Below are 11414 nucleotides of genomic sequence, written 5' to 3'. Positions count from 1 at the left end.
ACGGCGGCTCTGGCGACGTCCCAGGTCAGGTGGCCCGGTACGTAACCGCCTGCGGGTCTGGAGCTGGGGCCATGGTGGGGTATCAGGGGGTGCTATTTCTGGATACTCACGTTCGTGATACAGGGACTGGCTCCTCCGGCGAGCGTTCGGCATGGCCGTCGGACGTCTCCTGCCGTCGATGCGGCTACGTAGTGTCACTGAATGTCGGGCCAGGTGTGTCGGGCCAGGTGTGTCGGCCGTGGGTGTCCTGTGGGCGCCGGCCGGCCCGGGTGCGGGCGGAATTCCGGGGAATCCGTGGGCGGGTGGTGCGGCAGGCGGTCAGATCAGTGGGTCGCGGTGGGTGGCCGCGGCTTCGCGGACGAGCCGGGCGAAGTGGCTGCGGCTGGGGTCGTGCGGCTGTCCGGCGTGCTCGGCGTCGAGGAGGTCGCGGGCGGGGCGCTTGGCGGTCGTGGATCCGCGCGGCGGGTACGGAGACGGGGCGGGGGAGGCGAGGGACGTCGCAAGGCGGCCCTCCCGCGGCTCGCGCCGGGCAGCGCCGTGCGCCGCCCGAGCGGCAAGGCCCGGCGGCGCACGGCGTTGAAACGGTCGGGCCCGGAAGCGGGTGGTTCGGAACGGGCGACTCAGAGGAAGCAGGGGTCGTCGAGCGCGGGGCCGCCGGCCTGTCCGGGCACCCACTGGCCGCGGGCCGCGCGCCAGGCGCGCTGCTCGTCGGAGTCGGCCGCCGCCTCGGCCAGCCGCTCGGCCTGCCGGACACCGGACAGGCTCGGCGCCGGGGTGGCCTGGTAGCCACCGAAGCGGGCCACCGGGCTCCACAGCGGGACCACGGCCGGCAACTCCGGGGCGAGGCCCTCGTGTTCCTGGGCGCCGTACACGATGCGGCCGCCGACCACGGTGAGTACCGACTCGATGTGCGGGATGTCCGCCTCGGGGACGGTGAGGTAGTCCGCGCTGAGGACCGTGAGGTCGGCGTAACTTCCCACCCGGAGACGGCCCTTGACGTCCTCCTCGCCGGTGAGTCGGGCGCCGCCGAGGGTGTACAGCTCCAGCGCCTCCTCGCGGCTCAGCCGGCCCTCGGCCGGGCGGAGCGTACGTCCGCTGACGGCGCGTCCGGAGACCAGCCAGTGCAGGGCCACCCACGGGTTGTAGGAGGAGACCCGGGTGGCGTCGGTGCCAGCGGCCACCGTCAGGCCGCGCTCCAGCATCGCCCGCACCGGCGGGGCGTCGGCGGCCGCGGCCGCGCCGTAGCGTCGGACGAACGCCTCGCCCTGGAAGGACATCCGGTTCTGCACCGAGACGGCGCCGCCGAGCGCCGCGATCCGGTCCAGGCTCGCGGTGGAGACCGTCTCGGCGTGGTCGAAGAGCCAGCGGTTCCCACCGGGGAACAGGCCCTCGGCGGCCAGCCGCTCGAAGACCGCCAGATCGCGGCGGATCGTCTCGTCGTAGCTCGCGTGCAGCCGGAAGCCCCAGTCGTGCTCCATCAGCAGGCGCACCGCCTGCTCGAACCCAGCCTCGTACGGGCCGAGCTCGGGGCGCGGTTCGGAGAAGTTCTCGAAGTCGGCGGCCGCCCAGGTGAGGTTCTCCCCGGCCCCGTTGAGCCGCAGCCATTCGTCCCCGTCGCCGGGGCGGACGGTCTCCACCCAGCGCCGCAGGTCGTCCAGCTCCTGCCCGGCGGTCTGCGGGAAGAGGTGGTAGGCGATCCGGAGTGTCAGCTGGCCGTTCTTCGCCAGCTCCGTGACGGTGCCGTAGTTCTCCGGGAAGCTCTGGAAGCCGCCCGCCGCGTCGATGGCGGAGGTGAGCCCGAAGCGGTTGAGCTCGCGCAGGAAGTGCCGGGTGGAGGTCGCCTTGTCGGCCTCGTCCAGGGTCGGTGCCTTGGCCAGGGTGGAGTACAGCAGCAGGGCGCCCGGGGCGGCCAGCAGCATGCCGGTCGGCTCACCGTCGTGTGCGCGCACGATCTGCCCGCCGACCGGGTCGGGGGTGTCCCGGGTGAAGCTCGCGGCCCGCAGTGCCGCCCGGTTGAGCAGCGCCGACTGGTACAGGTGCAGCACGAACACCGGGGTGTCGGGGGCGGCGGCGTTGAGTTCGGCGAGGGTGGGAAGCCGGCGCTCGGCGAACTGGTCGGCGGACCAGCCGCCCACCACCCGCACCCACTGGCCCGGAGGGGTGCGTTCGGCCTGGGCGCGCAGCATGGCCAGTGCCTGGCGCAGCGTCGGCACGCCGTCCCAGCGAAGCTCCATGACGTAGTTGAGGCCGCCCCGGATAACGTGCAGGTGCGAGTCGTTGAGGCCGGGGACGGCTCGCCGGCCGAGGGCGTCGACCACGCGGGTGCGCGGGCCGACCTGCGGCAGGACGTCGGCATCGTCGCCGATGGCGGTGATCAGTCCGGCGCGGATCGCGACCGCGCTCGCCCGGGGGCGCAGGGGGTCGCCGGTGTAGACCTTGGCGTTGCGCACGACCAGGTCGGCGGTGTGGTCGGGGGAGGCGTCGGGGGCCGAGGGGCCGGGACGGATCCCGGCGACGGGCATGCTCGACATGCGATCTCGCTTTCGGGGAGCAGGAAGAGGGGAGCGGAGGAAAAGGCGGAGGAGGGCACGGGGGAGCGGTCGATCACTCGCCGATGAAGGCGAGCAACTCCTTGTTGACCTCGGTGGCGTGCGTCCAGATGAGACCGTGCGGGGCGCCTTCGAGCACCACCAGGCGGGCGCCCGCGATGGCCTTCGAGAGCGGGACGGCGGTCGAGCGCAGCGGCAGGGTGCGGTCGGCGTCGCCGTGGATGATCAGGACGGGGACGTCGATCCTCGGCAGGTCCGCGCGGAAGTCGGTGAGCCAGGTCGGGACGCAGTCCACGGTCGCCTTCGCGGAGGCCGAAACACCGATGTTCCAGCTGTACTGGACGACCTGGTCGCTCACCCGGTCGCCGCCGAGCACGTCCACGTTGTAGAAGTCGGCGAGGAATCCGGCGATGAAGGCGGGGCGGTCGGCGCGGATGGCGCCTTGGATCTCCTCGAAGACGATGCCGTCGACACCGTCCGGGTTGTCCTCGGTCTTCAGCAGGAACGGAGGCACCACGCCGAGCATCACGGCCCTGGAGATGCGCTCCGAGCCGTAGGTACCGAGGTAGCGGGTGACTTCGCCGCTGCCCATGGAGAAGCCGACGAGCACCACGTCGCGCAGGTGGAGGTGGGTGAGTACGGCGTCGAGGTCGGCCGCGAAGGTGTCGTAGTCGTAGCCGAAGGACGGCTTGTCGGAGGCGCCGAAGCCGCGGCGGTCGTAGGTGATCACGCGATGGCCGGCGGCCAGCAGCGCGGCCTCCTGCTTCTCCCAGGACGCGCCGTTGAGCGGCCAGCCGTGGATGAGCACGATGGGCCGACCGGTGCCGTGGTCCTCGTAGTACAGGTTGATGACGCTGGAGTTCTCCTCGTCGACGGGGAGGAAAGGCATGGGTGCACTCCGTGCAGGTGTGGTCCTGCCGACATCGGAAGGCCGGCACGGTGCGGACGCGGTACGGACGAATCTAGGGAGCCGGGGGGAGGCGGCTTTCCTCTGCACGCACCGGTTCTGGCCCGTCCGGGCAGTTCCGGATCAGACGCCGGCCGGTCGTTTTCCCGGCCGGACCGGGCGGGGCGGTGCGGACCGGGCGGGGCGGTGCGGACCGGGCGGGGCTGCGCCAGTGCGGGGCGGGGAGCAGCCGGGGGCGTGGCGGGGCAGCGGCTGTGCGAACGCGGATGGTCAGCGTTTCGGCGCGGGCGCGGGCGGTCCTTGAAGCCTAGGAATCCGCATTCCTGATACCGCTGGCAAGGATCTCCGCCAGAACCCCGTCGAGCTCGGCCTGTGCCTTGTCCTCCCAGCGCTCCTCGGCCCACTGCGTCCTGGCCACCACGTCGCGCACATGGGCCGACGCCATCCTGACGACGCACCAGGACTGCCCCGAGATGAGCTCGACGTCCGTCTCGTCCTCGCCGTGGGGCCGGACGCGTACGTCTCCCTCACCTGTCGGCAGGATGAGCCCGGTGGCGAGCAGATCCCGGCCGAATACCCAGGTCGCGGCCGGTGGATCGTCCTCGGCTGCGAAAAGGTCCATTCGGACTGCCAGTGCGTCGTCCGGTGAATGCCTCATGCGCAAGGTCATGTCATGCCATTCGCACGCTGCTGTCATCAGTCTCGCGCTGATCGTCTTTTCGAGGGGGAGCTGCATTGCGGTTCCTTTCGCCTTCATGGAAATTACCGGTGTTCCGGATGTCGTCGAGCCGTTCCACGCACGCGTTCTTGACCTCTGGTGCACGCGATTCGAAAAGCGACGTGGCGCGGACGAACCGGGATTCGTACGCGCCACTCGGTGCGTTTCGGTCAGCTCGTCGCCCGCACGGCGTCCCGGATCAGATCGGCGACCTGCTTGGGCTCCGACAGGGCGACGGCGTGGGAGGCGTCCGGGAGCTCGACGACGACGGACCCGGCCCGCTCGGCGCCGAAGCGCTGGACCGCCGGGTTGATCGCGCGGTCGGCTCCGGCCACCAGGGCCCAGGACGGTTTCAGCTGCCAGGCGGCGGCGGATGCCGTCTCGGTGAAGGCCGCAGTGGCGACCGGGCGTTGGGCCGCTGCCAGGACCCCGGCGACCTCCTCCGTCACGTCCGCGGCGAAGACGGCGGGGAAGGCCGCCTCGTCGATGGTGACCTCGACCGCGCAATCGCCGTCGACGAGCGGGTAGGTCCACCTCTTCAGATTGCCCGTGAGTGAGGAGTCGGGGAAGCGTCTCTCCAGATCGCCGAGGCACTCGCCCTCGTGGAGCACGTACGCGGCTATGTAGACGAGTCCGACGACGTTCTCCGCGGCGCCGGCCACGGTGATCAGCGCACCGCCGTAGGAGTGGCCGACGAGAAGGACGGGGCCGGCGATCTGGGAGACGAGGGACGTGACGTAGGCGGCGTCGGAGGCGAGGCCGCGCAGGGGGTTCGGCGGTGCGATCACCGGGATGCCGCGGCTGCGCAGTTCCGAGATGACGCCTATCCAGGCCGCTGCGTCGCCGAAGCCGCCGTGTACGAGGACGACGGTGGGGGTGGTCATGGCGGTTCTCTTCTCGGTGTCAGGCCGCGTGCGGGGCGCTGGCGACGGCCGAGGTCGCCAACGACTGCCATTCGCTCGGGGTCATGCCGTACGCGCCCCGGAAGGTGCGGCTGAAGTGCGAGGGGCTGCTGAAGCCCCAGCGGTGGGCCACCGCCGCCACGGTGAACCGGCGGTTGGACCGGCTCAGCTCGACCCTGCAGGACTCCAGCCGGCGTCGCCGCACCCACTGGCTCACCGTGGTGCCCTCGTGCTGGAAGAGCTTGTGCAGGTACCGGACGGAGATGTGGTGGGCGCGTGCGATCGACTCCGGCGAGAGGTCCGGGTCCATGAGGTGCTCCTCGATGTAGCACCGGATCCGGGACAGCATCTCGCTGCCGACCGTCGGTGCCTCGGCCTCCTCGCCCTCCGCCCCGGTCCCGAGGAGTTCCATGAGCAGGACGGACAGGAGGTGGACGGCCGTACGGGCGAGCCGGTCCCCGGGCCTGGACCGGCGGAAGTCGGCCTTGTCGGCGAGCGCGGACAGGAAGTCCGACACCAGCGCCCCCAGCCCGTCGCCGCCGGGCACGGGAACACCCACCACCTGGTCCAGCTCCGACTTCGTGACTCCCAGATAGCCGCGGGGCACCCGGAAGAAGATCATGCGGCAGTCGTCGCCGAACTGCAGGAGGTGGCGCCTCGCCGGGTCGCAGAAGACCAGGTCGTGCGGCTCCAGCGCCGTCCTGGCCCCTTCGCGGACGCTGGTCGCCGACCCCCGGACGTGCATCCCGAGATAGAGGAAGTTGCCGTCCCCCTCGCTCGGTATACCGGAACGAATCTCGACGAGCCATTCGGAGGAGGAAACCGGCCGGAGAGCGGCTGGTCGGTGTTCCTCCCTTTCCGGCGCGCGTGACATCACTGACTGGGTCATGAGACCTCCAGGCCTAGGTTCTTTGCGGTGGAGCAGCCGTTCGCGCGGCTGCCGGAACGGACACGGAGGCGGTCTACGCTCTCAGGTCCGGTTCCTCGGCGAGGAACTTCTCCACCACCGCGTTGAAGGCCGCCGGGTTCTCGAGGAACGGGAAATGCGAATTCGCCGCCTCGGAGGTGAACACATGGATTCGGGCGCCGGGAATCTGGCGGGCGATGAAGCGCTGCGACTCGGGGTTCACATGGCTTCCCTCGCAGCCGATCACCAGGGTCGGCACATCGATCCGGGGAAGCACGTCGCGCCAGTCCTGGGTGCAGTGGTCGAACAGCAGGGGGACGCCGGCGTAGGCGGGCGTCGAGGTGATCTCCTGTGCGACGAAGGCGAGGATCTCCGGGTCCGGCTCGCCCGAGAACATGCCGCGCACGAAGTCGCCGCGGACCACGTCACCTCCGGGGGCCGCGAGCGCGGCGAGCAGTTCGAGGAGTTGCGACACGTCGAAGATGGCGCCGGACTGCTGCTGCTCCTCCCCGGTCGTCCAGGGGACGGCGGCGACGGCCGCCGGCTGGTCGACGGCGACGAGGCGGCGGATGCGTCCGGTGCCGTACTGATCGATGAAGCTCCACCAGACCGAGACGCCCATCGACCACCCCAGGGCGTCGAACCGCGCCAGCCCGAGATGGTCGACGAGTTCGAGCACATCGCGGGAGAACCGGGCGATGCGGTAGCCGTGCTTCGGCTTGTCGGACAGCCCGTGGCCCCGGAAGTCGACGGTGATCACGCGACGGCCGGGCGACAGGTTCTCGGCCTGGTGGCGGAACATCGCCTGGGTCTGGCCCCAGCCGTGGAGCATGACCAGGGGGATGCCCTCGCCACCGGTGTCCCGGTAGGCGAGGCGTGTCCCGTCGGTGGTGATCAGTTCCTTCATGACCTCTTCCTTCCCTGGCCACGGGCCTGTGGTCGTGCCCGCGCCGTCTCTCACATCTTCGATCACGGCCCTTCGCCGCCACCACCGCGCGCTGTAGGAATCGGGTCGCGGATCCTTCTCGCTTTGTCGAAGCGGCGAGGACCGGCGAGGACCGGCGAGGGCCGCCCGGGGACCGGTGGGGGCCGGCAGGGGCCGGCGGGGGATCAGGCGGCCCGGTCGTCCCCGGTGGCGAGGAGTTCCTCGATCCTGAGCCCCAGGTGCAGCGTGAGCCGGTGACCGCCGTCGTCGAGGTCGAGGCCGGTGATCTCCTGGATCTGGCGCAGGCGGTAGTAGAGCGACGTGCGGTGGAGCCGCAGCGCCTCGGCGGTCCTGGGGATCGATCCGGCGTGTTCGAGGAAGCAGCGCAAGGTGTCCCGGAGCCGGTCGTCGCCGTGGGCCTCGTTCAGGGTGCGCAGTGGCTCGGGGACGAGGGAGGAGTTCAGCGCGTGCTCGGGGAGCTGGAGGAGCACGGCGAACTCCCCGAGCAGGTCCCAGTCGCCGATGCTTCGCAGCGAGGGGATCCGGCGCGCGGCCCGGGCCGCGACGAGGGACTGCTCGTACGACCGCCAGGCGTGCTGCAGGCCCGGGTGACGCCCGCCGACACCGATGACCGGAGCCGCCGACGGTTCCAGGAAGGTGGCGAGTTCGTCGAGGATGCGGGCCGACTGGGCGGCGACCTCGGGCGGGGTGGGAGGCCGCTCACGCACGTGGAGCAGGACCGCCCGGTCCTGGTCGACCGCGAGGGCGCCGTGCGCCGAACGTGTGTGCCGGAAGCCCTCCAGCGCCCCCCACAGAGCCGCTTCGCGTTGCCGCACGGGCTCCGTGCCGCGGCGCAGCTTGACCAGGGTGACCAGGACGTGTTCGGCCTCCCCGAGCAGCCCGAGTTCCACGGCCCGCCGGCGCGCGGCGGTGCGGGTGACGACGTTGGTGTCGACGAGTTCCAGGACCAGGGTCTGCTCGTCGGTCTTCCGGGTGTCGGCGCCGAGCTGCTCGACGTACATCTGGGCGGCCATCAGGCCGGCGGCCCGTCCGATGGCTTCGGTCTCCTTCGGTTCGAGCGTCATCTCGGGCGCCACCACCATGAGCAGCCCGAGGAGGTGTCCGCGCTCGCGCAGCGGCACGACGTAGCGGGGCAGGAGCCCGAGGTCGTCACGGCCCTCGATGAATCCGGCCCTGGGCCACTGGGTCACTCCTTGGGCGAGCACGTAGCGGATCGTCGCGTTGTCGGCACGGCCCTGGAGCAGCGTGCCGATGCGTACCGGGTCCTCGTCGCCGAAATGGCGACTCGTGCAGACCACCCGGACCAGCGGATCATCGATCGCGACGGACCGGCCGAGCTGCTCCGCGAGTTCGTCGACGAGCGCCTGGAGTCCAGGGCTGCCAGGGCGGGCTCGCTGGAGCCTTGCGGTCATGCGCTGTTCCTCTCTCGACCAACTGTTCCCCGCGGAACGCTTCCTTTCCGCAGCTGTTGATCATTTTGAGGAGACGGCGATGTCCGCACATCGCATGAAGGGTCCATAGGTACGGCGCCGACAGGGGATACGAAGCGATCACTCTCCGCTGTCGCGCCTCTCCACCAGTCGGGCCAGCTCCGCCCGGGAGGCGATGTCGAGCTTGGTGTAGGCGCGGCGCAGGTGCGAGCCCACCGTGTGGGGCGACACGGAGAGCTCTGCGGCCACCTGCGGGTTCGTCAGCCCCTGGGCCACGAGCCGCGCCACCCGGAGCTCGGACGCCGTCAGCTCGGGCCATTCCTTGGCCGATCCGGCCGGCGAGGGGCGTCGGCGCACTCCGGCGGCCCGCAGGCGTCGACGGACCCGCGCGACGTGCCGCTCGGCGCCTGCCTGGCCGTAGAGCACGAGCGCCTTGTCCAGGTACGGCACCGCCTCGGGCCTGCGGGTGGTCGCGAGCTTGCGTCCGACGTCCTCCAGCGCCGACGCCCGGGCGATCGGGCGTGAGCACCCCTCGTACAGCCGGACGGCGTGCCGGAGGTGCGCCAGATCGTTGTCGAGCAGCCCGCGGGCGTGCGCGGCACTGGCGGCGAGGATCGTGAAGTCCGGGTTGCGCGCGGCTCGCCGCTCGGCCACCTCGACGGCCGGGGCGGCCCGGTCGGACGCGCCGGCGCGCAGGGCCATGCGGACGAGGGCGGGAGTGTCCATCGGGTCGACCGGGCTCACCAGGGCCGGCCGTTCCTCGGCGAGCGCCGCCAGCACCTCGTGGAGTTCCGCCAGGGCCCGGTCGGGCCGGCCGTCGAAGTCCGCCAGCTGAACCAGCATCCAGGCACTGACGCTACGGGCGAGCGGTGCGCCCGTACCCCGCACGCGCCGCGCCTGCGCCGCGCACCGCTGGGCGGCTTCGCGGTCGTCGGTGTGGATCGCCACTCGCGTCAGCGTGTACAGGAGCATGAGTTCGGCGAGGTCTCCGCCGTCGAACGCACCCCTCATGTCGGCGGCGGCTTCCGCATCGGCCCGGGCTTCCGCCAGCCGCCCGGCGTCCAGGAGCGCCCGGGCGCGGTGCATGAGCCACATGCGCGCGGCCGCCGCCCGGCCCCGGTGGCGGGTGTCGTGGACCCCGGCCTCGGCGAGCGCGAGCGCCTCCGCGGTGCGGCCGGCCACGGTCAGCAGCAGGCACTGCCACAGCGCCTCCGGAATCCAGACCGAAGGGGTGATGCCCAGTCCGGCCGCCAGGGCGGCCGCCCGGCTCGCCCGGCGGAGCGCCTCGTTCCAGTCCATCCGGTAGAAGCACAGGGCCGAGTCGACCACCATCATGGTGGCCTGGGCGATGCCGTCCCGGGCCGCATCGGTGGCCTCCCGCGCCTCGGCAGCGGTCTGCTCCGCACCCTCGGGGTCACCCGCCAGCGACAGGCCCAGGCACAACAGGGCGAGCAGCCGGGCCCGCAGTGCGGCCGGGATCCCGGGCAGTGCCGCCCCCGCGCGGGCCTGGCGGACGGCCTCGGCGAAATCGAAGTGACTGGCGAGGCGCGCCATGGCGAGGCGTATTCGCGCCTCGTCGTCGGGCCCGAGACCACCGGCGGCCAGGGCCGACGCCCCCAGGTCGTGTGCCTGGGCCGGTTGCCCCATCTGCCAGAGCAGTGGGAGCGTCTCGGCGATGACCCTCGGCCGTTGCGCCGGGTCCTCCATGGTGAGTTCCAGGGCTCTGAGGCTGAGCTCCGCCGCCGCTCCGGGCGCGGTGGCCGCGAGATCGGCCGCGGCGGCACGCAGCCGTTCGACGGCCGTCCGGTCGCTGAGCCGCCCACCCACCGGCACCGGCGCGCAGGGGGCGACCGGGGGCGCCGTACGCGCCGGTGGCACCTCGGCGGCATGACCCCGCAGGGTGGCGCGCAAGGTGGGAGGGAGACCGGCTTCCACGGCCTCACGGACCAGCTCGTGGCGGAACTCCAGACGGTCGTCCCTTTCGACGAGCAGACCGGAGTCGAGGGATTCCTGGACGGCGCCGATCAGCGCCGCCGGTGATCTGCCGAGCAGCTCGGCCAGCAGGTCCACGGTGACGGGGCGTCCCACCGCGGCCGCCGTCTCCACGAGTTCGCGGGCCGGGGCGGGAAGCCGGGTCAGCCGGCCTGCGACGGAGGGCAGTCGCGGCAGGGGGAGGGATCCGGCCGGCAGTCGGGCCGTGCCGTTCTCGATCGTCACCAGCCCCTCGTCCCGTATCGCGTCGAGCAGGTCCTTGAGCAACTGCGGTACACCCTCGGCGCGGCGCACGACACGGAGGACGCCCGGGTCGGGAACCGCGCCCAGGGCGTCCTCGGCGATCCGGGCGACCGCCGCGTCACCAAGTGGCCCCAGGAGCAAGTCGTGCGCCCCGGCCTGCCGGATCCTGTCCAGCGTCGTGCGGACCCGGGGAGGCACGCTCCCGCGGCGTACGGCGACCAGCCACAGGATCGGGTGCGGCGCGAGTGCGGCCGCGAGGGTGTGGAAGGTGAGGAGCGTCAGTTCGTCGCACCACTGGAGGTCGTCGAGGACGATGAGCAGCGGCGCGCTCCGAGCGGCCTCCCGCAGGCGGTCCCCCAGTTCCTGGAGCAGCCAGAACCGTTGGCCGGGCGTCGCGGCGAGGTCCCGCAGCCGGTCGGCGCCCGCGAGCGGTTCCTCGCCCGCGAACAGCCCGTCCAGCAACGGGCTGAGCGGCACGAACTGCTCGTCGGGGTCGGCGCCACCCCGGAACGCCCTCGTCCCGCGCCGTTCCGCGGCGGCCGAGGCCTCCACGAGCAGCCTCGACCTGCCGATTCCCGCGGGGCCTTCGACGAGGACGATCCCGCCTGCCCCCCGGGCGAGGGCGTGGAGCCGCGCCTCGACGAACGCCAGTTCCTTCTCCCTGCCGCGGACCGGGGTCCCCCCGCCCTCGGCGTCCTCGGGGAAGGGCCATGTCGTCAATCGGTTCACACTCACTCCGCCGGCCGGGGCCGCACGGGACGAGAGCTGTCCACATGCGGTACGGCGGATCAGTATGCGGCACGGCTGGTCCGCCCGGGCA

8 protein-coding genes are annotated in these 11414 nt (G+C 72.1%); all 8 read right to left on the bottom strand.

The genetic code is table 11. The features are described 5' to 3' along the window. Positions 1–620 precede the first annotated feature (620 nt). Positions 621–2531 carry an amidohydrolase gene (locus tag ACFWA9_RS07905; protein WP_380384368.1) on the bottom strand — a complete coding sequence of 637 codons (1911 nt, stop codon included), beginning with the start codon at positions 2529–2531 and terminating at the stop codon, positions 621–623. A gap of 73 nt (positions 2532–2604) precedes the next feature. Further along, on the bottom strand, positions 2605–3438 hold the full coding sequence (locus ACFWA9_RS07900; RefSeq protein ID WP_380384365.1) for an alpha/beta fold hydrolase: 834 nt from the start codon (positions 3436–3438) through the stop codon (positions 2605–2607). Positions 3439–3763: 325 nt separating this feature from the next. After that, entirely contained in the window at positions 3764–4192 is a 429-nt protein-coding gene (locus ACFWA9_RS07895; RefSeq protein WP_380384362.1) for an SsgA family sporulation/cell division regulator, read from the bottom strand. Positions 4193–4344: 152 nt separating this feature from the next. Then, entirely contained in the window at positions 4345–5058 is a 714-nt protein-coding gene (locus tag ACFWA9_RS07890; protein WP_380384359.1) for an alpha/beta fold hydrolase, read from the bottom strand. A gap of 19 nt (positions 5059–5077) precedes the next feature. Next, on the bottom strand, positions 5078–5950 hold the full coding sequence (locus ACFWA9_RS07885; RefSeq protein ID WP_380384426.1) for an AraC family transcriptional regulator: 873 nt from the start codon (positions 5948–5950) through the stop codon (positions 5078–5080). A gap of 88 nt (positions 5951–6038) precedes the next feature. Then, positions 6039–6890: an alpha/beta fold hydrolase gene (locus ACFWA9_RS07880; protein WP_380384356.1), complete on the bottom strand. Its 852-nt coding sequence runs from the start codon at positions 6888–6890 to the stop codon at positions 6039–6041. Positions 6891–7093: 203 nt separating this feature from the next. Continuing rightward, positions 7094–8341 carry a helix-turn-helix domain-containing protein gene (locus ACFWA9_RS07875; RefSeq protein WP_352291902.1) on the bottom strand — a complete coding sequence of 416 codons (1248 nt, stop codon included), beginning with the start codon at positions 8339–8341 and terminating at the stop codon, positions 7094–7096. 138 nt (positions 8342–8479) lie between these two features. Next, positions 8480–11323 carry an AAA family ATPase gene (locus ACFWA9_RS07870; RefSeq protein ID WP_380384352.1) on the bottom strand — a complete coding sequence of 948 codons (2844 nt, stop codon included), beginning with the start codon at positions 11321–11323 and terminating at the stop codon, positions 8480–8482. Between the last annotated feature and the right edge of the window lie 91 nt (positions 11324–11414).

The sequence above is a fragment of the Kitasatospora sp. NPDC059973 genome (assembly GCF_042737525.1).
In the GTDB taxonomy this organism is placed as follows: Bacteria; Actinomycetota; Actinomycetes; order Streptomycetales; family Streptomycetaceae; genus Kitasatospora.
Note: the sequence above shows the minus strand (reverse complement) of the source record. Positions and strands in the feature narration are given on the sequence as shown.

Excerpts from the sequence above, each read along its gene's own strand:
- ACFWA9_RS07905 (WP_380384368.1), bottom strand. The coding sequence starts at position 2,531 with ATGTCGAGCATGCCCGTCGCCGGGATCCGTCCCGGCCCCTCGGCCCCC.
- ACFWA9_RS07875 (WP_352291902.1), bottom strand. The coding sequence starts at position 8,341 with ATGACCGCAAGGCTCCAGCGAGCCCGCCCTGGCAGCCCTGGACTCCAG.
- ACFWA9_RS07895 (WP_380384362.1), bottom strand. The coding sequence starts at position 4,192 with ATGCAGCTCCCCCTCGAAAAGACGATCAGCGCGAGACTGATGACAGCA.
- ACFWA9_RS07890 (WP_380384359.1), bottom strand. The coding sequence starts at position 5,058 with ATGACCACCCCCACCGTCGTCCTCGTACACGGCGGCTTCGGCGACGCA.
- ACFWA9_RS07885 (WP_380384426.1), bottom strand. The coding sequence starts at position 5,950 with ATGTCACGCGCGCCGGAAAGGGAGGAACACCGACCAGCCGCTCTCCGG.
- ACFWA9_RS07900 (WP_380384365.1), bottom strand. The coding sequence starts at position 3,438 with ATGCCTTTCCTCCCCGTCGACGAGGAGAACTCCAGCGTCATCAACCTG.
- ACFWA9_RS07880 (WP_380384356.1), bottom strand. The coding sequence starts at position 6,890 with ATGAAGGAACTGATCACCACCGACGGGACACGCCTCGCCTACCGGGAC.